This is a genomic window from Microbacterium sp. F1-18 (assembly GCF_052921305.1).
This window is the reverse complement of the sequence record NZ_JBREVD010000001.1, coordinates 129,894-155,877: the sequence shown is the minus strand read 5'-3', so window position 1 is coordinate 155,877 and position 25,984 is coordinate 129,894. Positions and strand designations below refer to the sequence as shown.

Sequence of the window (25,984 nt, the reverse complement as noted above, 5' to 3'; positions counted from 1 at the left end):
CCGAGAACGCACCGCCGCGCCGAGAACGCACCGTGCGACGTGCGCTTTCGCGTGGATGGTGCGCGCTCGGCGCGGGATGCGCAAGGGGGTCGGCGGGGCGCGGGGGAACACCTACCGTGAGGGGCGAACGGGAGGACGACATGGTCGACGAGCGCAACGAGCCCCACGGACCCGAGCAGATGCCGGACCGCCACCCGAGGCCCGATCCCACGGATCTGACCAACCAGGCGAGCTTCCGGCAGGGGGCGGCGTCGCGCTGGCTCGTGCCCGCGGGCGTCCTGGCTGCGGTGGCGATCGTGCTCTTCGTGCTGGCCTTCCAGCTCCAGACGGCATTGCCCGCGGTCGGCGTCGTCTACGCGGTCGTCGGCTGGGCGATGATGGTGGTCGCCGCGCGCTCATCGGACGAGGCGCCCGTGCGCAACCGCCGCCTCGCATTCGCGATGGGCATCCTCGCCGTCGGCGTGCTCGCCATCTTCATCCTCATCTACATCACCGAGACGCTCTAGCCCCGCTCTGCCCCGGCCCGGCCCCCGAGAACGTACCTCCGCGCCGAGAACGCACCGTCCAACGTGCGTGCTCGCGGCGACGGTGCGTTCTCGGCGGGATGCGCGCGACGCTCTAGACCCCGCGCTCGCCCGACGCAACCACCCTCGTCGTTCCGAGGGTTACGCCTAGCGTGATCACATGGCGACGGCAGCATCCGATCCTCGAGCGACTCGGTCGCACACCGCGCATCACCGGGTCGTCGTGGTCGGCGGCGGCAACGGCGGAGTATCAGCGGCAGCCCGCTTGCAGCGGCAGGGCGTCGACGACATCGCGCTGATCGAGCCGAAGGACACCCACGAGTACCAGCCGCTGTTCTCGCACGTCGCCGGCGGTACGGCGCGTATCAGCGAGACGGTTCGGCCGCAGCGCAGCGTCATCCCCGACGGCGTCCGGTGGATCCAGGATGCCGTGATCTCCGTCGACCCGCACCGCTCGACCGTCCGCCTCGCATCGGGCGACGAGGTCGGTTACGACCACCTCGTCCTGAGCCCCGGGATGCAGAAGGACTGGGCGAGCGTGCCGGGGCTGGCTGAATCGATCGGGACAGGCGACGTGACCACCCATTACGAGGGCGACCTCGCGGCGCGCACGTCGCTGCGCCTGCGCGATCTGCGGCGGGGCACCGTCGTCTTCACGCAGCCCGCCGGTCCCGCCTCGTGCGCGGGCGCATCGCAGAAGCCCATGTACCAGGCGTGCGACTACTGGCAGCGCATCGGGGTGCTGGACGACATCCGGGTCATCCTCGTGGTTCCGGAGAAGACCGTGTTCGGCATCCCGGCCTTCGACCGGGAGATCCAGCGGGCGATCGACCGTTACGGCATCGAGCTGCGGACCGAGAGCGCGCTGATCGAGGTGGATGCCGCGGCCTCCGAGGTCGTGATCGCGTCGCCGACCGGCATCGAACGCATCCGGTTCGACCTCGTCAACGTCGTGCCGCCGCAGTCGGCGCCCGACTGGATCCGGGAATCCGGGCTCGCCGCCGAGGGCGACGCGGACGGGTTCGTCGACGTCGATCCCGCGACCCTTCGCCACACCCGCTTCGCCGGCATCTGGGCGATCGGCGATGCCGCTGCCACGACGAACTCGAAGAGCGGGGGAGCTCTGCGCAAGCAGACCATGGTCCTCGCGAAGAACCTCTCCGCGGCCCTGGCGGGAGACGAGCCCCGCGCACGTTACGACGGGTACGGCGTGTGCCCCATGACGGTGTCGCGCTCGAGCGTCGTGTGGGCCGAGTTCGGGCCCTCGGGCGAGCTCATGCCGACGATCCCCTTCTTCCGGCGCATGTACCGCGAGAGCGCGTTGTCCTGGTTCTTCGACCGCCGCGTGCTGCCCTGGGTGTATTGGAACCTCATCCTCACCGGGAGGGCGTGACGCCCGCGGCATCCTGATCGGCGTCGTGCCCCCGTTCGGCCGTGCCCTCCGCCGTCAGGCGAACGCGTGCCACGAAGATGCCCGCGATCAGCGCACCGAGGCCGCCGACGGCCATGTCGCCGATCGTGTCGTCGTAGGTCACGAGGATCGAGTCGACGAAGAGCTTGCCCGCCCACTCCACGATCTCCCAGAGCGCGGCGAAAGCCAGCCCGAAGGCCGTCGTGACGACGAGGCCGGTGCGCCGGCGGAACTCCTCGCCGTCGGGCAGCGGCACGATCGAGATGCGGGCCGCCGCGATGTACGCGAGCGCCGCGAGCACGCCCGTGCACACGAGGTGCACCGGGATGTCCCACGACGGAACGCTGCGATACAGGTCGACCACGTTGCTCCAGGCCGCGACCAGCACCGTGACGCCGCACACGATGTCGAATGCGGGACGGACGCCGACGAAGCGCGGCGCGACGAGAGCCGGGAGGGCGAAGGCCAGGATGCCGGCATCCGTGAGTTCGAACCACAGCGCCGCGACCACGATGCTGAGCACACCGCACAGCCGGACCGCGTCTGCGACGACGGCACTCGTCGTGCGAGGCGGGCGGAGGAAGTTCTCGATCATGGTGGGCCGGCTCACGACGCGCCCCCGTCCAGGCGGAGGAGCACGTGGACGCCCAGGTGGTCCGACGGTGCCGCGCCGTCGATCGTGCGCGTGTCGACGGCGGCCCGTGTGACGCGGAGGGAGCGATCGACCGCGATCCAGTCGATCGGCCCTTTCCGCACGCGCGGCGGGTGGTAGCCGCCGTAGGTGTCCCAGAGCGGCGTCGCTCTGACCTCCGCCGCCTGCCACGCGTCGACGAGACGGCTGCTGAACAGCGCTGACAGTGGAGCGGAGCCCGGGCCGGCGTTCATGTCGCCCATGACGATCACCGCCCCCGTCGTCTCGGCGGCGAGGTCGTGCAGCTGCCAGGCCGAGCGCAGCCGTGATCGGGCGGAGAAGACGTCGAGGTGCGTGTTCAGCACGGTCAGTGAGCCGCCGGTGACCCGATCACGGAAGGCAGCGCGGACCACCACCCGCGGTACCGGGTTTCCCCACGACGTCGAGCCCGCGACCTCGGGTGTCTCGGAGAGGGCCGACTGCTCATGGCCCGTCAGCTCGAGACGGTCGGAGTCGAAGAAGATCGGGCAGCCCTCGCCACGGCCGTCGGCGTTGCGGCCGTGACCGACGAAGCGGTACGACGTGCCGAGGGAGGCCCGGACGAGATCGGCCTGGTCGGGCATCGCTTCCTGCGTGCCGAGGATAGCGGGCGGGTCCGCGTGGAGCGCCGTGGCCAACCGCCGACCGCGCACCGTCCAGCGGTCGTTCGGCGGCCAGGTCGGTCCGTCGATGCGCCGGCGGATGTTCCAAGTCGCGACGTGGAGGTCGTGCGGATGCAGCTCGCTCGGGCCGAACAAATGGGCGACGGCGCTCTCGCTCGCTGCGCGCGTCATCGCCGCCCCTCCGCTGCGCGGGTGAGGTCGTGGCGACCCGTGCGGCGTAGCCGGCGAGCCACGCGGCGGTGCGGCAGCTCGTCGGGCCAATGCGAGACGACGGTGTGGAAGCCCCGGGCGATGCGCGTGCCGAAGGCGCGCCGATCGTCGAAGGGTCGCATGGAGATCCCCATGTCTGCGCGGCGCGAGTATGCGATCCGGTGACGCCCGCCCAGGTGGAAGGCGAGGTCGAAGTCGTCGTGCACCTCGGCGTCTGCGCGGTGCACCTCGGTGCTGACGCTCCGCCACGCGGTGCGCCGGAAGGCGAGGTTCGAGCCGAACAGCGGCAGATGGCCCAGCGCGGCGAACCCCAGGAGCGCGTACAGCCCGAGGTACGTCGCGGCGAGGGGGCGTCGCAGCGCCCGCGGCCCGTCGACGAAGCGGGCGCCTCCGGTCAGCACGGCGATGTCGGGCCTGCGTGCGAAGTCGCGGCAGAGGTCGGCGATCCAGGTCGGGGCGGGGAGCGAGTCGGCATCCAGCCGCAGGACGAGATCGCCGGTCGCGTGGTCGTACCCCGTCGCCGCCGCCGCGGGGATGCCGGTGGCCGCGCACTCGACGACGCGCGCGCCGGCGGCATGGGCGACGTCGGCGGAGTCGTCGCGCGAGCCGTTGTCGACCACGACGATCTCGTCGGGCGGCTCGGTCTGTTCGGCGAGGGCGCGCAGACACCGTCGCAGCATCACGGCGTCGTCCTTCACCGGGATCACGACCGACACGGTCGGGCGGTGGGGCAGGGGCCGGGATTCGAGTGTCATCGGACCTCACGCTACGACCGGCGGCGCACGGGCGGGAGCGCCTTGACAGTGCTGTCGAGCCTCGTCAATGACATGCTGGAGGTATGCCTCAGCAGAGCGATCTCCTCGCCGTCCTCGTCGATGCCGACAACGTCTCGCCCTCGCGCATCGGCGGGGTGCTGGCCGAGATCGCGACCTACGGCACGGCCTCGGTGAAGCGCGTCTACGGCGACTGGACCAAATCTCAGCTCCGTGGATGGAAGGACGCCGCGAGCGAGCACGTCATCCAGCCCATGCAGCAGTTCGACAACACCACCGGCAAGAACGCGACCGACAGTGCTCTGATCATCGATGCGATGGATCTGCTGTACACGCGACGGTTCCAGGGGTTCTGCATCGTCTCGAGCGACAGCGACTTCACGCGTCTGGCATCCCGAATCCGCGAAGAGGGTGTCACCGTGTACGGCTTCGGTGAGCGCAAGACGCCCGAGGCCTTCCGCAACGCGTGCGATCAGTTCACCTACCTCGAGGTGCTCGGCGTCGTCGACGAGCGGGACGCCGCGCGATCGACCACCTCGGAGCGCTGGACGGCGGCGGCGCTGCGTGCCGACGCGCGCCTCGTCGCTCTCCTGCGCAGCGCCGCCGAGACCGCCTCGGCCGACGACGGCTGGTCCGACCTCGGCACCGTCGGTCAGCTCATGCGCAAGCAGCAGCCCGACTTCGACCCCCGGAACTGGGGCTATGCGAAGCTGTCGGACCTCGTCCGCGCCGTGGGCCTGTTCACGATCGAGTCGAAGCCGGGCGGCATGTCCCTGCGCCCGAAGAGCACGTCGGGGTCGAAGGCCTCGGACGACTCGGCGGATGCGCCTGCAAAGGGTCGCGGCGACGTCGAGACCGGATCCGCGGGTGGGCGCTCGCGGCGCAAGCCGTCGTCGCGTGCCAAGAGCGCGGTAGCCGACGCCGAGGCTGCCGCCTCGGCCGTGCCGGAGGGCGGCGCGGATTCTCATGACGACAGCTCCCGGGAATCGGCCCCGGCCGAAGGGACGAGCGGGTCGTCGGCGCGCGGACGCCGTCCGATGATCGAACAGCTCACTCTGGGCGCGGCTCTGGATGCCGCGCTCGACGCGGTCTCGTCCGCCTCGCGCGCCAACGCCACGGCATCGGCGGCACTGTCCGCGGATGCGGATGCGGACGCGGATGCGGATGCGCCGGAGGGCGAGAGCCGTGACGAGGCGACCGGCTCTGCGGATGCTTCGCCGGCCGAAGGCGAGACGGTGGCGGTCAGCGCGGGTACGAAGAAGACGCCCGCGCGGAAGACATCCACCAAGACGGCGCCGAAGAGCGGCGCTGCGAAGACGCGGACCCCTCGGGCGACGACCGCCCGCACCGGTGCCGCGTCCGCGGCGGACGACGACGGACCGTCGGCGACGGCTGCTCCGGCCGCCGCCGAGCCCAGCGCCGACGCGGCATCCGTGTCGCTTCCGGAGGCCGGCACCGCTCAGCCGGTCGAGACCGAGACCGAGGCCCCCGCACGGCCCAAGCGCGCGTCGCGCAGCCGGACCAGCGCCCCGGAGGCTCCGTCGGGCGAGTCGGACTCCGAGGCGCCCGCCCGGCCGAAGCGCGCGTCGCGCAGCCGCAAGGCTCCGGCTGCCGAGGCGCCGGTCGAGCCGGCTGCCGAGCCTGCGGCCGAGGCGCCCGCCGACGCCGCATCGGCTCCGGCGGCAGCATCCGCCCCCGTCAAGCGGGCACCGCGCCGCGCATCCCGGCCGGGTTCGTCGGCGAGCTGACCGCGGGGCGGGTTCCGGTCAGCCGCGGCCGCGGCGCAGTGCGGCGGCGAGCGGGCGACGTCGTCGCCGCGCGTCGGGGATGACAGGCACGGGCTGGGTGACCACGGCATCGACGACCATCGAGCCGCTCGCCGGCCCGACCACGGGCACGGGCGTCGTCGCCGTGCTGATGTGATCGGCCCGGGCGATGGGCATGTCGGCGAGCTCGCGCCGGGCTCGGAGGTAGGCCGGAACGAGGATGACGGTCGCCCCCAGCCACGCGAGGGGGTTGCTCCATGCGACTCCCGCGAACCCCAGGAACGCACCGAGCACCACGGCCGCCCCGGCACGCATGACGAGCTCGACGATGCCGGTGACGGTCGGCACGAGGGTGTGGCCGAGTCCCTGCAGGGCCCCGCGCAAGACGAACAGAACGCCCAGCGCGGTGTACGTCGCCCCGTTGATGATCAGCATGAGGGCGGCGAGGGAGACGACGCCGTCCGAACCGTCGCCGACGAAGAGCCGGACCAGCGGCGCCCCGAAGGTGATGAGCACCACGCCGAGCCCGACGGCGCCGATCACGGCCATCCAGGTCGCCTGCGCGACGCCCTGACGAATGCGGTCGGGGCGCCCACCGCCGTAGTTCTGAGCGACGAACATCGACACGGCGAGTCCGAGCGACTGCAGCAGGGCCACCGCCAGGCCGTCGACACGTGAGGCGGTCGTGTAGGCGGCGACGGCGTCGGCGCCGAGCTCGTTGAGACGGACCTGCACCGCGAGGGTGCCGATGGCGATGATCGACGCCTGGAAGCCCATGGGCAGGCCGAGCCGCAGGTGCAGCGCGAGGTCGGTTCGGGTGATGCGCCAGTCGGCGCGCCGCATGCGCAGAACCGGGATACGGCGCCGGATGTAGTCGAGGCACAGTCCCACGGACAGTGCCTGTGACACGACCGTTGCGAGGGCGGCGCCGCCGACGCCCCACCCGAGCGGGCCGACCATCACCACCACGAGCACGACGTTGAAGACGCAGGCCACCGTCAGGAAGATCAGCGGCGTGCGGGAGTCGCCGATCGCACGGATGATCGCCGCGAGGTAGTTGAAGAACATCGTCGCCCCCGCGCCGAGGAAGCTGACGACGGCGAACGCCGTCGCGTCGTCGAGGAGCTCCGGGGGCGTCTGCAGGAGTTGCAGCAGTGGTCGCGAGAGGAACGGCGCCACGACGGTGAGCACGACGCTCGTGATGGCTGTCAGCGTGGCCCCCGCTGCGACCGAGCGGCGCACGGCGGCGTGGTCGCCGGCCCCGAAAGCCTGCGCCGTGGGGATCGCGAATCCCGAGGTGAGCCCCCACGCGAAACCGATGAGCAGGAACAGCATCGAACCCGTCGCGCCGACGGCCGCGAGCGCGTCGACCCCGAGCCAGCGGCCCACCACCACCGCATCGACGATGTGGTACATCTGCTGCACCACGTTGCCGATCAGAAGGGGCACCGAGAACGCGAGGATGACGCGCCAGGGGCTGCCGGTGGTGAGGGTGCGGGACATCGCGGTGGCTTTCGAGAAGATGCGGGCACGACAACGGCGGCGCCGGAGCGCCGCCGTCGGTCAGTGTATCGAATCGATTCGAGATGCGCCACGGGGGATCCCGCACGCGCGCTCGCGGTGTCAGCGAGCGGATCCCTTGCGCGGCTTCAGGAACGCGCCGTCATCCTGCTTCTCGCGCTTGGCTGCGCGCTTTTCCTTCAACGTCAATTGCGGCGCCTTTTTGTCGCCTCGTGTGCGTGGTGTTTTCGTCGACATGAGAACTCGCTTCCCCTCGTGGCTGGCGTGTGACTCCCGACCATAGCCCGGAAAAAAGGGAAGTCAAATCGGTTTTCGGTCGCCGATTCCCGTGACTTGCTTTTTTGTGCGGTGTGGCTATGGTTGGTGGTCACCGCCCCGTCGTCTCGCCTTTGCGGGCTCGAGACCGGGGCTTTTGGTGCACCCTGAAAAGCAGAACGGAAGAAAAATGGAAAAGACCGCTGAAGCGACCTCGAGCGACGTGCGAATGCGCCTCGAGGCGCTGCTCGCCGAGCGCCGTGAGCTGCTGCAGGACATCGAGCCCCGCGCTGTTCCCTCCGTCGACCCGGTGGCCTACCAGACCGCCGCATCGCACCGCGCGACGATCACTCTGATCACCGAGGCGCTCGACCGCGTTCGCTCGGGCTCGTACGGCCGGTGCGTCGGATGCGGGCGGGCGATCGCACCGGCGCGGCTGGAAGCGGTGCCGTACGCGCCGGCATGCATCGAGTGCCAGAGCCGGGCCGAGACCGCCTGAGGCCGATCAGGCGCTCGGCAGCGCCACGCGCACGAACAGGCCTCCGCCGTCGCGCGGGGTGATGAGCAGATCGCCGCGGTGGCTGCGGACGATGGCCGAGACGATGGTCAGCCCGAGACCGACGCCGCGGTCGGATGCCGCGCGGGTGCGGTCGCCCGCCCGGACGAACGGCTCGGTCAGTGTCGCGACGCGAGCCGGATCGAGGTCGGGTCCGGTGTTCACGATCTCGAGCAGCGCCGAACCGTCCGGCGCCGTCCGTGTGCGCACCGCGACCTCGCCGCCGTCGGGGAGGTTGTGGCGGAGCGCATTCGTGACGAGATTCGACACGAGCTGCTCGAGAAGGGCGGCGTTGCCGCGCGCGATCGCCGGGCCCGACTCCAGCCGGATGCTCGGTGATGTGCAGCGCGGTGCCGTGAGCTCGATCTCGCGCGCGTCGGCGACGACCCGCTGGGCGACCTCCGCGAGGTCGACGGGCTCGAAAGTCAGACCGGCTCGGCCGGCACGCGCGAGCTCGAGCAACGCCTCGGTCGTCACGATCGCCCGTTCGTTGGTCTGGGCGATCCTGCTCAGAACGAGGTCGACGTCGCGCCCGTCCGGATCGGCGCGGGCGACCTCGACGATCGTCCGGATGACGGCATGCGGAGTGCGCAGCTCATGCGACGCGTTCGCCGCGAAGCGCGATTCCTCGGCGACCGCCCGCTCGATCCGGTCGAGCATGTCGTCGAAGGCGTCGGCGAGGTCGGTGAGCTCGTTCCGGCGTCCGCGGAGGGCGATCCGGCGGTGGAGCGTGGCCGCATCGGCTCGTCCGACGACGTCGGTGATGCGCCCGAGCGGGGCGAGCATCCATCCCGAGAGGAACCACCCGCCGACCAGGCCGACGACCACCAGTGCGGCCAGAGCCCACCATGCGTATTTCACGAAGACGTCGGTGAGGTCGCCGCGTCCGGGGGCCCAGCCGCCGGTGGACTGGCTCAACAGGTCGCCGCTCGGCACGAACCGCAGGGCCAGGAGCCCGACGCCGAAGAGCACCGCGCCCGCGACGACCAGGAAACCGGCGTAGCTGAGGGTGAGTGAGACCCGCAGGGAGAGCCCGCGGCGGCGGGCGATCACGGTGCGGGGTCCGACATCCGGTACCCGACGCCCGCCACCGTCTCGATGACCCAGGGCTCGCCGAGTCGTTTGCGCAGCGTGGAGATCGTGATGCGCACCGCGTTCGTGAACGGGTCGGCATTCTCGTCCCAGGCGCGTTCGAGCAGCGTCTCGGCGCTGATGACCCCGCCTCCGGCGCTGAGGAGCACCTCGAGCACGGCGAACTGCTTCCGCGTCAGGGCGACGTAGCGTCCGTCTCGGTAGACCTCGCGTCGGAACGGGTCGAGTCGGACGTCGCCGAACTCGCGGATCGGGGGAGCGGCGTTCGCCGACCGCCTGGCCAGAGCGCGCAGCCGCAGCACGAGCTCGCGCATCGCGAACGGCTTGGTGAGGTAGTCGTCCGCGCCGGACTCGAAGCCCGAGGCCTTGTCGTCGAGTCGGTCCGCCGCCGTGAGCATGAGGATGCGCGGAGCCTCGGGGCGCTGCGAAAGGAGCCGGGCGATCTCGTCGCCGTTCGGGCCCGGGATGTCGCGGTCGAGCACGACGACGTCGTATGCGGTGATCGCCAGCTGTTCCAGCGCGGTCTCGCCGTCGGCGGCGAGGTCGGCGGAGATCGCCTCGAGGCGCAGTCCGTCGCGGATCGCCTCGGCGAGGAACAGCTCGTCCTCGACGATCAGCACACGCATGGCCTCAGGATAGGCGGGCGCGCATATCGCCGGCGTATGCGGAATCGGCGACGTCGTGGCAACATCCGCTCGTGTGCTCTGGAGGCATGAGCACTCCTTCCCCCTCGATTCCGCCCCGCCCGCTCGCGCTGCCGACGATCGAGTCCGCACGGCGAGCGACCTTCGTGCCGCCGCGTCCGCGAGCGCGGGCATCCCGCCGTGTTCGTCGTCGTCGCCTCGCTCTCGCCGCGGTCGCCGTCGCGGGCGCGGCGGCTCTCGGGGCGACCGTCACCGGTGCGCTCGCGGGTGCGACGGGCCTGCAGCTGCCGCCGATGCCGCCGGTGCTCCCGGGCCTGGCGTTCTCGCCGACGGCCGATGACGGGTTCATCGAGGACGGCGTGCGGATCAGCCTGTGGGACGACGATCTACCCGCCATCTCGCGACTCGACCCCGAACTGCTGGGGGCGATGCGCGCCGCGGAAGCGCGCGCCGCCGACGACGGCATCCACCTCGGGGTGACGAGCGGATGGCGCAGCGCGGCGTATCAGCAGTGGCTTCTCGATGCCCGCATCGCGTCGGTGGGGGAGGAGACCGCCCGCGCCTACGTCGCCACCCCCGAGCAGTCGCGCCACGTCAGCGGCGACGCCATCGACATCGGACCCGTCGACGCGCAGTACTGGCTGATCTCGTACGGGTCGGAGTTCGGCATCTGCCAGACCTACGGCAACGAGCCGTGGCACTTCGAGCTGGCCACTGCGCCCGGCACGGAGTGCCCGCCCATGCGCACCGATGCCAACGGCTGAGCCCGGGATGCGGCGGCGGGTGCGCCTACGATCGATGCAGGCCCCCAACGATCCAGGAGTCACCGTGTCTGCCGTCACCGCCGCCGCCCGCTCCCACGCCGACGACCTCGCCGACTTCGTCGCAGCGTCGCCGTCGAGCTTCCACGCCGCCGCCGATGTCGCTCGTCGCCTCGTCGCCGCCGGGTTCACCCCGCTGTCGGAGGACGAGCGCTGGCCGGAACAGCCCGGCGGGCGGTACGTGGTGGTGCGCGACGGTGCCGTGCTCGCGTGGATCGTGCCGGCATCCGCGACCGCCGTGACACCCGTGCGGGTGTTCGGCGCGCACAGCGACTCGCCCGCGTTCAAGCTCAAGCCCCGACCCACCACCGGCCGCCTCGGCTGGCTGCAGGCCGGTGTCGAGGTCTACGGCGGGCCGCTGCTGAACTCCTGGCTCGACCGCGAACTGCGACTGGCCGGTCGCCTCGTGCTGGATGACGGCACCTCGGTGCTCACCGCGACGGGACCGCTGCTCCGTCTTCCCCAGCTCGCCATCCATCTCGATCGCGAGGCCAACGACCATCTCGCCCTCGACAAGCAGACGCAGACGCAACCCGTGTGGGGGCTGGGCTCGGCCGAGTCAGCCGACCTGCTGGGCGAGCTCGCCCGCGAGGCCGGAGTGGATGCCGGCCGCATCCGCGGATACGACGTCGTGACGGCGGACGCCGCGCGCGGCGCCGTCTTCGGCGCGGGAGACGTCTTCTTCGCATCCGGGCGCCTCGACGACCTCGCCTCCGTTCATGCCGGCGTCGTCGCCCTCGAGCGCGCCGCCGCGGGCTTCGATGCCGGTCATATCGCGATGCTGGCCGTCTTCGACCACGAGGAGGTCGGTTCGGCGACCCGGTCGGGGGCGGCCGGCCCGTTCCTCGCCGATGTCGTGGAACGCATCCAGTTCGGTCTCGGTGCCGATCGCGAGGAACGCATGCGCGGACTCGCGGCGTCGTGGTGCGTCTCGAGCGACGTCGGGCACTCCGTGCACCCGAACTATGCGCACAAGCACGACCCCGTCGTGCTGCCGGTGCTCGGATCGGGACCGATCCTGAAGATCAACGCGAACCAGCGGTACGCGACGGACGGCGTCGGAGCGGCCGCCTGGAACGGATGGTGCGACGCGGCGGGCGTGCGCAGCCAGGAGTTCGTCTCGAACAACGCCGTGCCGTGCGGTTCGACCATCGGCCCGATCACCGCCACCCGCCTGGGCATCCGCACGGTCGACGTCGGGATCCCGATCCTCTCGATGCACTCGGCGCGCGAGCTCGCGGGGGTCTCCGACCTCCACGACCTCTCTCTCGTCGCCGAAGAGCTGTTCCGCCGGTAGACTCGAGCGGTCCGCGGCGCCGGCCCGGGCGAAGCGATGCAACTACCTGCTGACGGAGCAAGGCGGCACGTGAGAACGAGCTGACTGCTCGGAGGCATGCATGACGTCGAATGATCGTTCCCTGATCCACCACACCGGTCGGGTGTTCTTCCCGATCGCGTTCATCGCCCGGCTTCCCTTCGCCATGATGGTCGTGGGTGTCCTCACCCTCGTCGTCTCGGCGACGGGATCGGTCGGGCTCGGCGGGCTCACGTCCGCCGCCGTCGGCGTCGGCGTGGTGATCGCCGGTCCCGTCATCGGAGACGCCGTCGATCGATTCGGGCAGCGCCGGGTGCTGGTTCCCCTCGGCATCCTCAACGGCCTCCTGCTGGGGGTGTTCCCCATCGTCGTCACTGCCGGGGCTCCCGACCCGCTGATCCTGACCGCAGCCGCGGCGATCGGTCTGAGCGCGCCGCAGGCGGCGGCGATGTCACGCAGTCGACTGATGGGCATCATCCGCGTCCGTCTCAGCCCCGAGCACCGCCCGCGCACGCTCTCACGCGTCATGTCGTACGAATCCGCCGCGGACGAGACGGCGTTCGTCATCGGCCCGTTCCTGGTCGGCATCCTCGCCGCCGCGATCGCACCCTGGGCTCCGATCGCGATCGCCGCGGCCCTGAGCCTCGTCTTCGTGACCGCCTTCGCCCTGCACCCGAGCGGTCTCATTGCTGCTGCCGCCCTGGCGCCCGGCGAGAGCGAGGAGCGGGCGCCCATCGCACAGGTGTTGCGTCCTCGCATCCTCGTCCTCGTGGCGGGCACCTTCGGGGTGGGGCTCTTCTTCGGCGCGACGCTGACGTCGCTCACGGCCTTCGCGCAGACCGCGGGCGAGGGTGTCGAGGCGGGTCTGCTCTACGGCCTCATGGGCATCGGGTCAGCCGCTCTCGCGCTCGCCGTCGTGCTGCTGCCCTCGCGTTTCGCGCTGCGGCACCGCTGGCTCGTCTTCGCGGCCGTCCTCGCGATCTCGGCCGGCGGCTACGCCGCCTCGGACTCGCTCGGCGCGGTCATCGTCATGCTCCTGCTGATGGGGCTCGGCGTCGGCCCGACGCTCGTGACGCTGTTCAGCATCGCCGGTCACCGCAGCCCGGTCGGCCGGTCGGCGACCACGATGACACTGCTCGGGTCGGCGCTGACGCTGGCTCAAGCGCTCGCATCGGCCGTCACCGGCGCGATCGCGGAGGCGGGAGACGTCCGGCTCGCGATGCTCCTGCCGACGATCGCCGCGGTGCTCGTCCTGGTGCTCGGCGGCGTCAACCTCGCCATCGAGCGTCGTGAGCGTGCAGCCGAACGAGCCCGGATGCCGCGCGGCGCCCGCTCCACCCGCTTCCTCGTCAGCCGCTGAGCAGCGCTCCGGTCGCCGCGCCCGCACCGGCCCCCAGCACCACGACCATCCAGGCCGGACAGCGCCAGAGCGTCAGTAGACCGAAGCAGACGAGGGCGAGCGCGAACTGGTCGACGCGGGTCACCGACGTCGTGAAGACCGGGTCGTAGAGGGCGGCGCCGAGGATGCCGACGACCGCCGCGCTCGCCCCGCTCACCAGGCCTCGTGCGCGGGGGCGGCGCCGGAGGACTGCCCACACGGGCAAGGCCCCGAGGAGCAGGAGGAAGCCGGGCAGGAAGATCGCGACGAGCGCGATCGCGGCTCCCGCTGCGCCCCCGGGGCCGACGCTCGAGAGCGCGCCCAGGTAGGCGGCGAACGAGAAGAGCGGTCCGGGGAGGGCCTGCGCCGCGCCGTATCCGGCGAGGAACGTCTCGGCATCGACCCAGCCGGGGCCGACGACCGCACTCTCGAGAAGCGGGAGAACGACGTGGCCGCCCCCGAAGACGAGCGCGCCCGAGCGGAAGAACGCGTCGAACAGGGCGATGACGCCGTCTCCCGTGACCCGTGCGGCGATCGGGCTCGCGACGAGGAGGGCGGCCAGGACCACGAGCGCGGCGATGCCGATGCGGGTGCCCGCGCTCGGAAGGGCGTCGTCCGCGGCGTCGTCGGAGTCGAGTGTCGCGGCATCCTCGCGGAGCCACAGGGCCCCCGCGAGAGCGCCGAACGCGATCGCGCCGAACTGGGCGAACGGCCCGCCCACGAGGGCGGTACCGACCGCCGCCGCGATCGCGATGGTCCCGCGGGGGCGGTCGGGAGCGAGGGTCCGAGCCATGCCCCAGACCGCGTGTGCGACGACGGCGACCGCGACCACCTTCAGGCCGTCGATCACCCCGGTCGCGACCGGGCCGGTCACGGCCCCGATACCGCTCGCCGCCCACACCATGAGCGCCGCCGAGGGCAGGGTGAACGCGGCGAAGGCCGCGAGCGCGCCCGCGAGCCCGGCACGGCGCAGGCCGATCGCGAACCCCACCTGGCTCGACGCGGGCCCCGGCAGGAACTGGCACAGGGCCACGAGCTCGCCGTAGACGCGGTCGCCGATCCACCGGCGCCGCGCGACGAACTCGTCGCGGAAGTAGCCGAGGTGCGCGACAGGGCCCCCGAAGGAGGTCAGCCCGAGGCGCAGGAAGACGACGAACACGGCGGCGAGGTTCGACACGCGTCCAGCGCACCATCGATCCGTGAACACGCGGTGAACGCCACGCCTGACTAGCACACCGAGATGTCGCGGCGCGTCACCGGGCGGACACCTGGCGGGGCAGCGCCGTTCACCTCGCGCTCGCGTGCGGTCCCTACCGTCGGCGGCATCCCTCTTGCACCGAAGGTGGCTTGTCATGCCCGTTGAGCGCCCACGCGCCCGTTTCCTGACCATCGCGATGACGGCGTCGCTCGCCGCGGGAGCGGTCTCGCTCTCGCTGGCGGCTCCCGCGCTTGCAGCGCCCACGGCTGCCGACGCGGCATCCGACCCGCTGATCGTCACCGAGATCGCCCCCGACAACGTCGGCGTCGACGACTACGAGTTCTTCGAGGTGCACAACCGCGGTGCCGCAGACGTCGACCTGGCGGCCGCGGGGGTCTCGTTCGCGTACACCTACACCGACGGCGCCGATCGCTCTCGCGACGTGCCGCTCACCTTGCCCGACCCGGTCGTGATCCCCGCCGGGGGCACCGTGGTGTTCTGGCTGAGCTACACGGCGGGCAGCGTCGATTCCTTCGCCCGCTCGATCGACGACTTCCGGGCGCATTGGGGCGCCGGCGCCGACACGACCGTCGTGCGCGTGACGGGGCAGGCCGGGATGGCCAACAGCGCGCCGCGCGGTATCCGCATCCTTCAGAACGACCAGACGGTCGGGTGGTCGACCTACGGGCGCACCGCGGCAGCGGCCGGAGAATCCGCGCACTTCCGCCTGCCCGCCGAGCGGGTCGACGGCGGTGCCGACATCCTCGCGGAACCGGCCGTGGCCACCCCCGGTGTCGTGGCTCCCGAAGCCGTCACCCCGCCCGTCGGCGAGGAGCCCGGGGGCCAGCCGGGCTTCGACCCGAAGCCCGATCCGACCGTCGTCACCGCGCCGCTGCAGATCACCGAGCTGCTGCCCGACTCGGCGAACGTCGCGGGCTCGGACGCCTTCGAGTTCATCGAGGTGTACAACGCCTCGAGCGACCCGATCGACTTCTCCGACTACACGATCGACTACCTGTACCCGGTCGAGGGCTCGTCGAGCGTCTGGCCGGCCGTGCCCGGCGACGTCGTGATCCCGGGCGGGGAGACGCTGGTGCTGTGGATCAAGAACGGCGCCAACGACGCGCTCACCGCCGCCGACTTCAACGCCCACTTCGATTCGAGCCTCGTTCCGGGTGAGGGCCTCGTCGAGATCTCCTCCGCGGGTATGGCGAACGGCTCCGCTCGCGGCATCGCCATCGAGACCAACAGCGGCCGCCACGTCAGCACGGCGTTGTACAACCTCGACGGCGCCGATGACACCGTGGCCGACCAGGGGATCCGCTACACCGTCGGAGCGGATGTCGCCACGCAGCGGATCGTCGATCTCGCCCCGGCGTCACCGGGTGCCGTGCAGGCAGACCAGGTTCCCGCGGGGCTCATGATCGTCGCGCCGGACACGCAAGCGCCGATGATCGTCGACGGCACCGCCGCCGAGATCCAGCCGGGCACCGACTTCGCCATCACCGCGACCGTGACCGACGATGTGCTGGCGCGGACCGTGACGCTCGAACTCGCCAACGACGTCGATCGCGCCCCGGCGCGCATCAACCTCCTCGACGCGGGCGACGGATCGGTGACGTTCGTGGTCAACGCCGCCGACCTCATCGGCAAGAGCTGGTACGAGTACACGATCACGGCGAGCGACGGCACGAACTCCACGTCCACCGAGGCTCGTCGTGTCCCGGTAGCGGGGGTCGACGCCAATCCGGTCCGGCTCAATCTCGAGGACGGCCGGTTCGTCTCGGGCGCGACCGAGGTCGTGGCAGCCGGCGACACCTACCCCAGTCCGATCGAGCTGACGATCGACGGGGCGGCCGTGCCGACCGAGCCCACTCTGGAGGACGAACCCCGATTCGTCTTCGACACGACGAACGTCAACTACTACTTCAAGAACGGCGTGCGCATCGGCGACGATGTCCTCAACATCTTCGAGATCGGCACGGAGGGATGGGAGACGGTCGTCACCCCCGTTCCGCTCGAGTACGTCGTCCGCGGCGATGAGCTCGTCGTCAGCGTCTGGGCGGGAACGAAGAAGGCGCCCGAGATCGACCTCGCCGAGAACAACGACGATTTCGAGATCCGAGGCCTGCGCCTGGTCCTGCCCGACGGGCGGACGCTCACACCCGTCGGCTACGACGACCCCGCCGCCGTCCTCCGTATGGGCGACAGCGTGACCGAGACGGGAGCCCCGACGGGCAAGCTCGACTTCTACGAGGCGCGCTTCGCCCTGCCCGACGACGCGTTCGCCGCGCTCTCGGCCTCGTGGGACACGACCGAGCGCGCGGACGGCGCCGCGGTCGTCGCCGCCACCGACGGACAGACGGCGCTCTCGCGAACGGTGACGGTCGACAACACCGCCCCCGTCGTGGTGTCTCAGATCGTGGACGGCACGTCGTACCAAGGCCCGATCCTCATCGACGCCGCGATCACCGATGCGGGCTCGGGTGTCGCGAGCACCGTCGCCCGACTCGACGGCGAAGAGATCGCCCTGCCCCATGAGACCTCCTCGGTGGCCCTTGCCGCGGGGGACCACCGCGTGGAGATCACCGCGACCGACCACGTCGGCAACACCGGCACGTGGACCGCGACCTTCACGACCTACCAGGAGCAGCCGAGCGCGGGCGCGCTCGCGCCGGCCGAAGGGGCGGAGGTCGCCGCCGGTGAGGTGACCCTGCAGGCGAAGGTCGAGGACCCGACGGGCGACGTGCTCGACGTGAGCTTCCTCGAGGGCCGCCGGCTCGATCTGTCGGACGGTGACGTCAGCGTGCAGTCCGGCACCGTGCAGGACGCTCGCGCCGTCGATCGCGCCGAGGCGGAGCCGCTGACCGCGGACGACCTGAGCACGCTCGCGGCCGTCGACGGGGTCGCGGAGGAGATCTCGAGCGACCGCGCCTTCCCATACCAGTCGTTCGACGTCGCAGTCAGCGATGCCGACGCCGGATCGGATGTCCGCTCGACGTGGTCGGGTCGTGCCGACGCGGGAGCCACCGTGATCCTCTACGTGCAGCGCGCGGACGGATCGGGATGGGACGAGGTCGACCGCCACGTGAGCGCGTCCGACGACGAGTCGTTCTCGCTCGACGCCGTCGTCGCGGTCGACGACTACGCATTCGCCGCCTCGGACGGCGCGGGACGGGTGGTGCGGATGCTCGTGCAGCACTCCGAAGGCTTCGCGGGCGCGGACCGCTCGGACCGGACGACTCCGGTCGCACCGCACAACGCCGCCGATGTTCCGCGCAGCGAGTACGACTTCACCCTGGCGTGGGAGTCGGACACGCAGTACTACAACGAGAACACCCTGCCCGGGGAGCCGTATCGTCACCAGCAGGCCATCCACTCGTACCTGCTCGACCGGCGCGACGACCTCAACCTGCAGTACCTCTTCCACACCGGCGACATCATCGACGACTACGACGTCATGGAGCAGTGGGAGCGAGCCGACCCCGAGTACCGCCGCCTCGACGAGGCCGGTCTGCCCTACGGCGTGCTCGCCGGCAACCACGATGTGGGCCACCACCTCGAGGACTACTCGAACTACGGTGCGTACTTCGGCGAGGACCGCTACGCCGGCAATCCCTGGTACGGCGGCAGCTTCGAGGACAACCGCGGTCACTACGACCTCATCTCGGCGGGCGGCATCGACTTCCTCATGCTGTACACCGGATGGCTCCCCGGCGATCAATCGATCGCGTGGATGAACGAGGTGCTCGCGCAGCACCCCGATCGCGTCGCGATCATCGCGCAGCACGAGTTCATCCTCACCACCGGCGGGCTCGGCGCGATCCCGCAGCGGGTCATGGACGAGGTCGTCGCGACCAACCCGAACGTCCGCATGGTCTTCTCCGGGCACTACCACGACGCATTCCTGCGCGAGGACGCGTTCGACGACGACGGCGACGGCGTCTCGGATCGCACCGTGTACTCGATGTTGTTCGACTACCAGGGCCTCCCGGAGGGCGGCCTCGGCTTCCTCCGCCTCCTGCACTTCGACAACGAGGGGCGGCAGATGCTCGTGCGCACCTACTCGCCGTCACTCGACGTCTACAACTCCGACGAGCCGAGCCTCCTGGGCCCGGCGGGAGCAGGGGACTACTCGCAGCAGGAGTTCGCGCTCACGTACGAGCAGCTGCGCATCGACCCGGGCACGCGCACCCTCGGCACCGACGCCTTCTCGGCGGAGGTCCTCGGCGGCACGGAGATCGCGACGTTCTCGGATGTCGCGAGCGGCTCGATCCTCTCGGCCGCATGGCCGCTCGCCGAGGAGGGCGAGCGCGGGTGGTACGTCCGCACGAGTGATCCGTTCGGTGCTGTCGACAACTCGCGGGTGTCGCTGTTCACGGTCGTGGCGGCGGCCGAGCCCGGGAACCCCGGCAGCGGCTCGGGCGGGGGCTCGGACGGCGGCGTCGGAGGCGGCGGTGGTGCCGGCGGCACGGGTGGGGCTCCGGCCGACGGTGCGGGCGCGAGTGACACCGCGGGCTCGGTCGTCGGTGCGGGAACCGGATCTCGTCGCGACCTCGCCGCAACCGGCGGTGACGGCGCGACCGCCGTCACCGCGACCGGGATCGCCCTCGCTCTCCTGGCGGGTGGGGCCCTCCTCACCCTCCTGCGCCGGCGCGCACATCGCCGCGAACGGGTCTGAGCCGTACCTGCCGGTTCAGTCGGCGGTCGGGTCTTCGGACCCGACCGCCACGTTCCATTCGGGCAGGGGGTCGGACAGCCGTCGCCAGGCCGTCGGACCCGCCGACAGCTCCGCGTCGTCGAGCACGGCAGCATCCAGGACGTGCCGAACAGCTGCGGTGTTCAGGTCGACGCCCGTCAGCGCGATGTCCTGGCCGACGTCGTCGAGTCCGTGGCCGGCCTCGATCGGGTCGATCCACATGGCCGAACCAGCCTGCTCCCACCGCGCGGGAACATTCGGCCGCGTCGCGAGACGGCAGACCCCGACCGATCGCAGGACCAGTCCGCACGAGCCGGAATCGAGCAGATCGAGAGCCAGCACGAGCCGGCCGGGGTGGAACGGGCGCAACTGCTCGTAGCGCATCGTCGCAACGCGTCGATCGGTCAGGAACGGATCGTGCTCGCCGTTGAGAGCACGCGTCCATCCGGCGCGGTCGCCCGCGTCGCGCAGCGGAAGGGTGGTGCCGAAGCCCAGTGCGGAGAGGTCGTCGACGACGCCGCGGCTGAGTCGGATGCGGGCGGTCGGTGCCAGGTGCGACGCGAGTGCCATGAGGATCGACAGGTCGGCCGTCGGCATCCGCTCCCAGTTGACGATCACGACGGCGCTCGCCGCCTCGATCAGCTGCGCCGCCAGCCGCGCCCGTGCTCCGACGTCTGCTCGCCCGTCTCCGTGCGGGACGGTCCGACGCAGCGGTGCCTCGACGCGCAGGTCGTCCATCGCATGGCGGGCATCCAGCACGCAGAGCGAGGGCATTCCGTGGACGGTGGCGTGGATGTGGGCCGGGTCGGCGTCGCTGGCGAGGTCGATGACGCGGAGGGCGCGATGGCGCCCGGCGATGACGCACAGACGGGCGTAACGACGGCGTTCGGCGCTGCAGACGCCGGTGACGGCGAGATGAGTGGTCACGGTGTTCTCTCCGGCTCGAGTTGTGGCGATCGGTCCTCCACCGTACCTTGTTGTTGATAAGAGTTCTCAATAGGAGGTCGTCGTGAAGGTTCGCGCATCCATCAAGTCGCTGAAGAATCAGCCCGGCGCGCAGGTCGTGCGTCGCCGTGGCCGCGTATACGTCATCAACAAGCTCAACCCGCGGTTCAAAGGGCGCCAGGGCTGAGGCGCGGCCCGATGACACGTGTCGTCGAATCGCGCAACATGTGCCCCGTGCCCGCCGCGCGCGGTTAGCGTGATCGGCATGAGCACCCCCGCTGAGCGAGCCCAGACCCTGTCCGCACTCCATGCCGCGCCCGAGATCCTCCGGGTGGTGAACGTGTGGGACGTGGTGTCGGCCGAGGCCATCCTGGCTCTGCCCGAGACGCGCGCGATCGCCACCGCCGGTCACTCGATCGCCGCGTCGTTCGGGTACGAGGACGGCACCGACATCCCGCTCGAGATCGTGCTCGACATGGTGGGCCGCATCGTCTCGGTGGCCGGCGACGTCCCGGTGTCGGCCGACCTCGACGCCGGCTTCGGCGACCCCGGTGAGACGACGCGCCGGGCCATCGGCGTGGGCATCGTCGGAGCCAACGTCGAAGACCGCCTGCAGCCTCTCGCGGACTCGGTCCGCGCGGTCGAGGCCATCGTCCGGGCGGGGGAGTCCGAGGGTGTCCCGTTCGCCCTCAACGCCCGCACCGACGCCTTCGTGCGCGCGGGCGACCGTTCGACCGAGGAATCGATCGCCGACGCCATCGAGCGTGGTCGCGCGTATCTCGACGCCGGCGCCGATCTGGTCTTCGTCCCGGGTATCCTCGACGCCGACATCACCCGGCGCCTCGTCGAGGGACTCGGAGAGCGCAAGCTCAGCGTGATCGGGCTGCCCGGCGCGCTCACCGCGAAGGAGTACGAGGATCTCGGCGTGGCCCGCATCTCGTACGGCCCGACGACGCAGCGCGTGGCGCTGACGGCGCTGCAGGACGTCGCCCAGCAGCTCTACGCCAACGGAGTCATCCCGCCCTCGACGCGTCCGCTGAACTAGGGGGGCGGATATCGACGCCCACCGTCCTTCGCGGGGCGGTGGGCGTCGGCATCCCGCGCTCAGGCGAGTGCGGCGCGAAGCCCGTCGGCGAACGACGTCGTCGGTCGTCCGATGAGGCGCGAGAGGGTGTTGTCGTCGACGTCGAGGACACCCTCGCGGATTCCGGTGTCGATCCCCGCGACGAATCGGGCGGTGTCGGCATCCAGCCCGGCGCCTTCCAGCGCGGCGATGTGGTCGTCCGTCGAGACGCGGACATACGCGACGTCGCGACCGAGCACCTCGGCCGCTCCGGCGGCGACGGCGTCGTAATCGATGCGGGTGTCACCGGCGAACTCGTAGACCTCACCGATGTGACCGTCCTCGAGGAGGACGACAGCGGCCCCCTCGGCGAAGTCGGCGCGCGAAGCGGCGGCGATGAGGCCCTCGCCGACAGATGCCGCGATGACGCCGCTCTCGGCGGCCCGCTGGACGTCGGGCAGATAGTTCTCGATGTACCAGTTGTTGCGCACGATCACGGCGGGGACGCCGCTCGCGGCGATCGCTTCCTCGGTCGCCTTGTGCTCGGCGCCCAGCGCCCACTCGAAGGTCGTCGCCTTCGGGGCGCTGGTGTAGACGAGCTTCGACACGTTCGCCGCCGCAGCCGCGTCGATGACGTTCTTGTGGCCCGCGAACCGCTTGCCCGGTTCCGATGCCGAGATGAGCAGCACGCTCTCGACATCTGCCAACGCGGCGTTCAGCGAGGCGGGATCGTCGTAGTCGACACGGGCGGTGCGCACTCCGCGGTCCGCGAGGTCGGCGAGCTTCGTGAGGTCGCGCGCGCCGGCCACGATGGTGTCGGGGGAGACGCCGCGGGCGAGCAGGGCCTCGACGACGAGGTGGCCGAGCTGTCCGCTCGCTCCGGTGATGAGGATGGTCATCGGTGATCCTTTCGATCGGGTGTTGCCGGGCACAACCTCCGATCGCTGGTCACGCATTCCAACCGTGGGGTACCCACTTTTCGGTAAGCTACGCACATGACAGTGAGTTTCGCGCAGATCCGGGCGACGTCCGATCAGATCTTCACCGAGAACTGTCCGACGCGCGTCGTGCTCGACCACGTCATGAGCAAATGGGGCGTGCTCGTGCTGCTCGCGCTCACCGACGGAACCGCGCGATGGGGTGAGCTCCGCCGCTCCGTCGCGGGCATCAGCGAGAAGATGCTCGCCTCGACGTTGCGCACGCTGGAGGCCGACGGCATCGTGAGCCGCACCGCCTACCCCGAGGTTCCGCCTCGCGTGGAGTATGCGCTGACCGAACGCGGCGATGAGCTGATGGAGCGCATGATGCCGCTCATGGAGTGGATCGCGGCCCACGCGGACGAGATCGTCGAACGTCGGGGTTGAAGGCTGGGTATCCGATGCGAACCCTGTCACCGGGAGCGATAACGATATATCGTCAGGTATCGCTAACGTATCGACGACCGGGAGGTCAGCATGAGCGGAACATTCCCCACCGGCGGTTTCGGCAGCCGTGACAACATCTTCGGCGGTCGGGGCGGCTTCAACGTCTCCGACCTCGGAAACAACGTGTTCGAAGCCTTCGACCAGTTGAAGTCGACCTTCGAGCAGAAGGTGAACACCCGGGTGGGACGCGGCGACGTCCGTGCCGCCGTGCTCGCCCTCCTCGCCGAGCAGCCCATGCACGGCTACCAGATCATCCACGAGATCGAAGAGCGCAGCGGCGGTTCGTGGAAGCCGAGTGCCGGATCGGTCTATCCGACGCTCCAGCTGCTCGCTGACGAGGGACTCGTGAGCGCGGAGGAGTCCAACGGTCGCAAGACCTACTCGCTCACCGAGGCCGGCCGCGCGGCGGCGGGCGAGGCGGGCGAGAAGTCCGCCCCGTGGGAAGGCACGAGCCGCGACCACAGCCGGGTGACAGCGCTGCCCAAGGCAGGAGTCGAGCTGGCGCAGGCCGCCGCTCAGGTCGGCCGCAGCGGATCGCCCGAGCAGGTTCAGCAGGCCGTCGAGATCCTCGACGACGCGCGTCGCAAGCTGTACGCCCTGCTCGCGCAGGCCTGACGCGGGTGGCCTCGGCCGACCCGCATCGCGTCGCGTCACCCGGCACCCTCGCGGCGCCGGGTGACGCTCGCGCGCGTGCGCGCTATCGCCGCATCCTGCGATTCGCCGCTCGCGCACTGGTGCAGACGTGGTGGTTCGAGATCGTCCTGCCGCGCTTCGGTCTCGAGCGGATCGCCGAACGCGGGCGTACGGCGCGGCTGCGCCGGCTGGCGCGCCGATTCCACATGCTCGCGGTCGAGCTCGGCGGGCTCATGATCAAGGTCGGGCAGTTCATGTCGTCCCGGCTCGACGTCCTGCCCCCGGAGATCACCACCGAGCTGGCCGGACTGCAGGACGAGGTGCCGCCGGTGCCCTTCGACCAGATCCGGACGGCCGCCGAGTCGGAGCTCGGGATGCCGCTGCGCGACGCCTACGCGTCATTCGACGAAGAACCGGTGGCCGCGGCATCCCTCGGGCAGGCCCATCGTGCCCGACTCACGCCCGAGCAGGCCGTCGATGCCGGGTTCACCGACGTCATCGTGAAGGTGCAGCGCCCCGGCATCCAAACGATCGTCGACGTCGATCTCGCCGCGCTCCGGCGCATCGCCCGTTGGCTCCGGCGCATCCGCCTGGTCTCTCGCCGCGCGGATATGCCCGCACTCGTCGAGGAGTTCGCCGTCACGAGCCTCGAAGAGATCGATTATCGTCACGAGGCGGCCAACGCCGAGCGTTTCCGCGAGAAGTTCGCCGACAACCCCCGGGTCGCCGTTCCCGAGATCGCGTGGGAGCGCTCGACGTCGCGCGTACTGACCCTCGCCGACGTCACCGCGATCAAGGTCACGGACGTCGAGGGGCTACGGGCCGCGGGCATCGATCCCCACGACGTGGCCGGCGTGTTCGCCTCGGTGATGTTCGACCAGTTCTTCGGCTTCGGCTTCTTCCATGCCGATCCGCATCCCGGCAACGTCTTCGTGACGCCCGTGCCCCCCGATCAGCGGCGCGAGGGCCGGCCCGACTGGCTGCTCACGTTCATCGACTTCGGGATGATGGGCGAGATCTCTTCCTCGACGCGAGAAGCTCTGCGAACCGTCCTCGTCGCCGCGGCGGCGCGCGACGGCCGCGGGCTCGTCGCCGGGATCTCGCAGGTCGGCGCACTGTTGCCCTCCGCCGACGTCCGCGAGCTCGAGCGAGCGATGACCCAGCTCTTCGCCCGCTTCGGCGGCATGGGGTTCGCTGAACTGAAACAAGTCGATCCCCGCGAGTTCCGCGATTTCGCAGGGGAGTTCGGTGAGCTCGCCCGCGCGCTGCCGTTCCAGCTGCCCGAGAACTTCCTGCTCGTCGTGCGAGCGGCATCGCTCACCTCGGGCGTCTGCACGTCGATCGATCCCGCATTCAACCTCTGGGATGCCGTGGAGCCGTACGCCGCTCGGCTTCTCCGCGAGGAACGCGGCGATCTCGTGCGCGATGTGGCGCGGCGTGCGATGGGGCTCGCCGACGTCACGATGCGCCTGCCGCAGCGGCTCGACGGCCTCATCACGCATCTCGAGGACGGCAACCTCGACTTCGACAGCGGCCGGCTCGAACGGCGGATGTCGCGTCTGGAACGACTGGGACGCCGAGCGGTCTCGGGAATCCTCTTCGCCGGCCTGCTCGTGGCAGGAGTGCTCATGCGCCCCGACGACGAGACGTTCGGGACAGTGCTGATGGCGCTGTCGGCGTTGCCGTTGCTGCACGTCGTCTTCGCCGGGTTCTTCGGCCCGCGCGACTGACGGCTGGGTAGCCTGGAGCAATGCCCCTCGACCCCTCGGGAACGGGCGCGCGCGACCAGCTCGCCGCGCTCGCAGCGCGTCTCGGACGCCCGGCGTCCGGCGCGGGCCCGGCCGGTGACGTGGCGGCGGCTCCCAGCACGCGGGCCGCCGCCGTGCTCGTGCTGTTCGGCGTCCTCGACGACCGCCCGAGCGCTCACGCGCCCGAGGGCGCGCTCTCGCGTGAGCTCGACGTCCTGCTGCTCTCGCGCGCGACGACGCTCCGGTCGCACCCGGGTCAGGTGGCGCTGCCGGGCGGGCGGGTCGATCCCGGTGACGTCGACGTCGTCGCCGCGGCACTGCGCGAAGCGCGCGAGGAGACCGGCCTCGACACCGAAGGCGTGGAGGTTCTCGGAGCCCTTCCGCCGGTGCCCTTGGAGTACTCCCGTCACCTCGTGACCCCCGTCCTGGCATGGTGGCGTCGCCCGTCGCCGGTGCGCGTGGTCGACGTGGCCGAGTCCGCCGCGGTCTTCCGCGCTCCCGTCGCCGACCTGCTCGCGCCGGCGAATCGAGGCGTCACGGTGCTGCGACGCGACGGCTCCGAATGGCGGGGACCGGGCTTCGTCGTGCGTCAGGATGCCGCCGAGTTCCTCGTCTGGGGCTTCACCGCTATGCTCCTCGACGGCCTGTTCACCGAGCTCGGCTGGACCCAGGCCTGGGACACCGAGCGGGAGCTGCCCCTCCCGCCCCCGTGAAC

At 71.0% G+C, this 25,984-nt stretch carries 24 protein-coding genes; 14 read left to right on the top strand and 10 right to left on the bottom strand.

The window, feature by feature from the left end; translation table 11 throughout:
* Positions 1 to 116: 116 nt before the first annotated feature.
* Positions 117 to 506, top strand: a complete 390-nt coding sequence (locus ACU6RU_RS00740; RefSeq protein ID WP_289331064.1) for a hypothetical protein — start codon at positions 117 to 119, stop codon at positions 504 to 506.
* 178 nt (positions 507 to 684) lie between these two features.
* Positions 685 to 1,917: an NAD(P)/FAD-dependent oxidoreductase gene (locus ACU6RU_RS00735; protein ID WP_120263191.1), complete on the top strand. Its 1,233-nt coding sequence runs from the start codon at positions 685 to 687 to the stop codon at positions 1,915 to 1,917.
* Here the strand turns inward: ACU6RU_RS00735 and ACU6RU_RS00730 are convergent.
* The 3 genes from ACU6RU_RS00730 to ACU6RU_RS00720 are packed head-to-tail and all read right to left on the bottom strand — an operon-like array spanning position 1,901 to position 4,193.
* The gene (locus ACU6RU_RS00730; protein WP_446725653.1) at positions 1,901 to 2,545 is read right to left on the bottom strand and encodes a hypothetical protein; all 645 of its coding nucleotides are present in this window, start codon (positions 2,543 to 2,545) and stop codon (positions 1,901 to 1,903) included. The two genes, ACU6RU_RS00735 and ACU6RU_RS00730, sit on opposite strands and share 17 nt — an antisense overlap.
* Complete coding sequence (locus ACU6RU_RS00725) at positions 2,542 to 3,399, bottom strand: endonuclease/exonuclease/phosphatase family protein (RefSeq protein WP_446725652.1); 858 nt, start codon at positions 3,397 to 3,399, stop codon at positions 2,542 to 2,544. Before ACU6RU_RS00725 ends, ACU6RU_RS00730 begins: the two co-directional genes overlap by 4 nt.
* The gene (locus tag ACU6RU_RS00720) at positions 3,396 to 4,193 is read right to left on the bottom strand and encodes a glycosyltransferase family 2 protein (protein WP_289331067.1); all 798 of its coding nucleotides are present in this window, start codon (positions 4,191 to 4,193) and stop codon (positions 3,396 to 3,398) included. The genes ACU6RU_RS00725 and ACU6RU_RS00720 overlap by 4 nt, the downstream gene beginning before the upstream one ends.
* Before the next feature lie 83 nt (positions 4,194 to 4,276).
* On the opposite strand from ACU6RU_RS00720, the gene ACU6RU_RS00715 reads away from it, so the two are divergent.
* The gene (locus tag ACU6RU_RS00715) at positions 4,277 to 5,959 is read left to right on the top strand and encodes an NYN domain-containing protein (RefSeq protein WP_446725651.1); all 1,683 of its coding nucleotides are present in this window, start codon (positions 4,277 to 4,279) and stop codon (positions 5,957 to 5,959) included.
* Between the two features lie 18 nt (positions 5,960 to 5,977).
* Here ACU6RU_RS00715 and ACU6RU_RS00710 read toward each other — a convergent pair whose 3' ends face one another.
* Together ACU6RU_RS00710 and ACU6RU_RS00705 are read right to left on the bottom strand one after the other, a co-directional pair.
* The gene (locus ACU6RU_RS00710) at positions 5,978 to 7,480 is read right to left on the bottom strand and encodes an MATE family efflux transporter (RefSeq protein ID WP_446725650.1); all 1,503 of its coding nucleotides are present in this window, start codon (positions 7,478 to 7,480) and stop codon (positions 5,978 to 5,980) included.
* A gap of 120 nt (positions 7,481 to 7,600) precedes the next feature.
* Positions 7,601 to 7,735, bottom strand: a complete 135-nt coding sequence (locus ACU6RU_RS00705; protein WP_259455221.1) for a hypothetical protein — start codon at positions 7,733 to 7,735, stop codon at positions 7,601 to 7,603.
* Between the two features lie 208 nt (positions 7,736 to 7,943).
* On the opposite strand from ACU6RU_RS00705, the gene ACU6RU_RS00700 reads away from it, so the two are divergent.
* On the top strand, positions 7,944 to 8,252 hold the full coding sequence (locus tag ACU6RU_RS00700) for a TraR/DksA family transcriptional regulator (RefSeq protein ID WP_120263185.1): 309 nt from the start codon (positions 7,944 to 7,946) through the stop codon (positions 8,250 to 8,252).
* Between the two features lie 6 nt (positions 8,253 to 8,258).
* Here the strand turns inward: ACU6RU_RS00700 and ACU6RU_RS00695 are convergent, their stop codons facing one another.
* Positions 8,259 to 9,362 carry a sensor histidine kinase gene (locus tag ACU6RU_RS00695; protein ID WP_446725649.1) on the bottom strand — a complete coding sequence of 368 codons (1,104 nt, stop codon included), beginning with the start codon at positions 9,360 to 9,362 and terminating at the stop codon, positions 8,259 to 8,261.
* A complete protein-coding gene (locus ACU6RU_RS00690; RefSeq protein WP_120263184.1) occupies positions 9,359 to 10,027 on the bottom strand; it encodes a response regulator transcription factor in 669 nt (222 codons plus the stop codon). The genes ACU6RU_RS00695 and ACU6RU_RS00690 overlap by 4 nt, the downstream gene beginning before the upstream one ends.
* An 86-nt stretch (positions 10,028 to 10,113) precedes the next feature.
* On the opposite strand from ACU6RU_RS00690, the gene ACU6RU_RS00685 reads away from it, so the two are divergent.
* The 3 genes from ACU6RU_RS00685 to ACU6RU_RS00675 all read left to right on the top strand — a co-directional run bounded on the left by ACU6RU_RS00685 (position 10,114) and on the right by ACU6RU_RS00675 (position 13,541).
* The gene (locus ACU6RU_RS00685) at positions 10,114 to 10,809 is read left to right on the top strand and encodes a M15 family metallopeptidase (RefSeq protein ID WP_446725648.1); all 696 of its coding nucleotides are present in this window, start codon (positions 10,114 to 10,116) and stop codon (positions 10,807 to 10,809) included.
* A 34-nt stretch (positions 10,810 to 10,843) separates the two neighbouring features.
* On the top strand, positions 10,844 to 12,163 hold the full coding sequence (locus ACU6RU_RS00680; RefSeq protein ID WP_289331071.1) for a M18 family aminopeptidase: 1,320 nt from the start codon (positions 10,844 to 10,846) through the stop codon (positions 12,161 to 12,163).
* A 100-nt stretch (positions 12,164 to 12,263) separates the two neighbouring features.
* Positions 12,264 to 13,541 carry an MFS transporter gene (locus ACU6RU_RS00675; protein WP_446725647.1) on the top strand — a complete coding sequence of 426 codons (1,278 nt, stop codon included), beginning with the start codon at positions 12,264 to 12,266 and terminating at the stop codon, positions 13,539 to 13,541.
* On the opposite strand, the gene chrA is transcribed toward ACU6RU_RS00675, so the two are convergent.
* Positions 13,531 to 14,736 (bottom strand): chromate efflux transporter, encoded by a 1,206-nt coding sequence (chrA, locus tag ACU6RU_RS00670; RefSeq protein ID WP_259455220.1) that lies wholly within the window; start codon positions 14,734 to 14,736, stop codon positions 13,531 to 13,533. The two genes, ACU6RU_RS00675 and chrA, sit on opposite strands and share 11 nt — an antisense overlap.
* A 175-nt stretch (positions 14,737 to 14,911) precedes the next feature.
* On the opposite strand from chrA, the gene ACU6RU_RS00665 reads away from it, so the two are divergent.
* Positions 14,912 to 19,438 (top strand): lamin tail domain-containing protein, encoded by a 4,527-nt coding sequence (locus ACU6RU_RS00665; RefSeq protein WP_446725646.1) that lies wholly within the window; start codon positions 14,912 to 14,914, stop codon positions 19,436 to 19,438.
* Between the two features lie 15 nt (positions 19,439 to 19,453).
* Here the strand turns inward: ACU6RU_RS00665 and ACU6RU_RS00660 are convergent, their stop codons facing one another.
* The gene (locus ACU6RU_RS00660) at positions 19,454 to 20,383 is read right to left on the bottom strand and encodes a GTP-binding protein (protein WP_446725645.1); all 930 of its coding nucleotides are present in this window, start codon (positions 20,381 to 20,383) and stop codon (positions 19,454 to 19,456) included.
* Between the two features lie 82 nt (positions 20,384 to 20,465).
* On the opposite strand from ACU6RU_RS00660, the gene ykgO reads away from it, so the two are divergent.
* On the top strand, positions 20,466 to 20,588 hold the full coding sequence (ykgO, locus tag ACU6RU_RS00655; RefSeq protein WP_023951906.1) for a type B 50S ribosomal protein L36: 123 nt from the start codon (positions 20,466 to 20,468) through the stop codon (positions 20,586 to 20,588).
* 78 nt (positions 20,589 to 20,666) lie between these two features.
* Positions 20,667 to 21,446 carry an isocitrate lyase/PEP mutase family protein gene (locus tag ACU6RU_RS00650; RefSeq protein ID WP_446725644.1) on the top strand — a complete coding sequence of 260 codons (780 nt, stop codon included), beginning with the start codon at positions 20,667 to 20,669 and terminating at the stop codon, positions 21,444 to 21,446.
* 59 nt (positions 21,447 to 21,505) lie between these two features.
* Here ACU6RU_RS00650 and ACU6RU_RS00645 read toward each other — a convergent pair whose 3' ends face one another.
* Positions 21,506 to 22,363, bottom strand: coding sequence for an SDR family oxidoreductase (locus ACU6RU_RS00645; RefSeq protein WP_446725643.1), 858 nt, complete (start codon positions 22,361 to 22,363; stop codon positions 21,506 to 21,508).
* Between the two features lie 96 nt (positions 22,364 to 22,459).
* Between ACU6RU_RS00645 and ACU6RU_RS00640 the strand changes: the two genes are divergently transcribed.
* From ACU6RU_RS00640 to ACU6RU_RS00625, 4 genes are all read left to right on the top strand, one after another.
* Positions 22,460 to 22,828, top strand: a complete 369-nt coding sequence (locus tag ACU6RU_RS00640) for a winged helix-turn-helix transcriptional regulator (RefSeq protein WP_120263172.1) — start codon at positions 22,460 to 22,462, stop codon at positions 22,826 to 22,828.
* Between the two features lie 90 nt (positions 22,829 to 22,918).
* Positions 22,919 to 23,503, top strand: a complete 585-nt coding sequence (locus tag ACU6RU_RS00635) for a PadR family transcriptional regulator (RefSeq protein WP_120263171.1) — start codon at positions 22,919 to 22,921, stop codon at positions 23,501 to 23,503.
* Between the two features lie 5 nt (positions 23,504 to 23,508).
* On the top strand, positions 23,509 to 25,251 hold the full coding sequence (locus ACU6RU_RS00630; RefSeq protein ID WP_446725642.1) for an ABC1 kinase family protein: 1,743 nt from the start codon (positions 23,509 to 23,511) through the stop codon (positions 25,249 to 25,251).
* 20 nt (positions 25,252 to 25,271) lie between these two features.
* Positions 25,272 to 25,982 (top strand): NUDIX hydrolase, encoded by a 711-nt coding sequence (locus ACU6RU_RS00625; RefSeq protein ID WP_446725641.1) that lies wholly within the window; start codon positions 25,272 to 25,274, stop codon positions 25,980 to 25,982.
* Positions 25,983 to 25,984 lie beyond the last annotated feature (2 nt).

Bases quoted from the DNA above. Each gene is read 5' to 3' on its own strand.
- ACU6RU_RS00700 (WP_120263185.1), top strand. From the start codon at position 7,944: ATGGAAAAGACCGCTGAAGCGACCTCGAGCGACGTGCGAATGCGCCTC.
- ACU6RU_RS00705 (WP_259455221.1), bottom strand. From the start codon at position 7,735: ATGTCGACGAAAACACCACGCACACGAGGCGACAAAAAGGCGCCGCAA.
- ACU6RU_RS00680 (WP_289331071.1), top strand. From the start codon at position 10,844: ATGCAGGCCCCCAACGATCCAGGAGTCACCGTGTCTGCCGTCACCGCC.
- ACU6RU_RS00710 (WP_446725650.1), bottom strand. From the start codon at position 7,480: ATGTCCCGCACCCTCACCACCGGCAGCCCCTGGCGCGTCATCCTCGCG.
- ACU6RU_RS00650 (WP_446725644.1), top strand. From the start codon at position 20,667: ATGAGCACCCCCGCTGAGCGAGCCCAGACCCTGTCCGCACTCCATGCC.
- ACU6RU_RS00675 (WP_446725647.1), top strand. From the start codon at position 12,264: ATGACGTCGAATGATCGTTCCCTGATCCACCACACCGGTCGGGTGTTC.
- ACU6RU_RS00715 (WP_446725651.1), top strand. From the start codon at position 4,277: ATGCCTCAGCAGAGCGATCTCCTCGCCGTCCTCGTCGATGCCGACAAC.
- ACU6RU_RS00625 (WP_446725641.1), top strand. From the start codon at position 25,272: ATGCCCCTCGACCCCTCGGGAACGGGCGCGCGCGACCAGCTCGCCGCG.
- ACU6RU_RS00690 (WP_120263184.1), bottom strand. From the start codon at position 10,027: ATGCGTGTGCTGATCGTCGAGGACGAGCTGTTCCTCGCCGAGGCGATC.
- ACU6RU_RS00635 (WP_120263171.1), top strand. From the start codon at position 22,919: ATGAGCGGAACATTCCCCACCGGCGGTTTCGGCAGCCGTGACAACATC.
- ACU6RU_RS00720 (WP_289331067.1), bottom strand. From the start codon at position 4,193: ATGACACTCGAATCCCGGCCCCTGCCCCACCGCCCGACCGTGTCGGTC.
- ACU6RU_RS00685 (WP_446725648.1), top strand. From the start codon at position 10,114: ATGAGCACTCCTTCCCCCTCGATTCCGCCCCGCCCGCTCGCGCTGCCG.
- ACU6RU_RS00735 (WP_120263191.1), top strand. From the start codon at position 685: ATGGCGACGGCAGCATCCGATCCTCGAGCGACTCGGTCGCACACCGCG.
- ACU6RU_RS00665 (WP_446725646.1), top strand. From the start codon at position 14,912: ATGCCCGTTGAGCGCCCACGCGCCCGTTTCCTGACCATCGCGATGACG.
- ACU6RU_RS00640 (WP_120263172.1), top strand. From the start codon at position 22,460: ATGACAGTGAGTTTCGCGCAGATCCGGGCGACGTCCGATCAGATCTTC.
- ACU6RU_RS00645 (WP_446725643.1), bottom strand. From the start codon at position 22,363: ATGACCATCCTCATCACCGGAGCGAGCGGACAGCTCGGCCACCTCGTC.
- ACU6RU_RS00725 (WP_446725652.1), bottom strand. From the start codon at position 3,399: ATGACGCGCGCAGCGAGCGAGAGCGCCGTCGCCCATTTGTTCGGCCCG.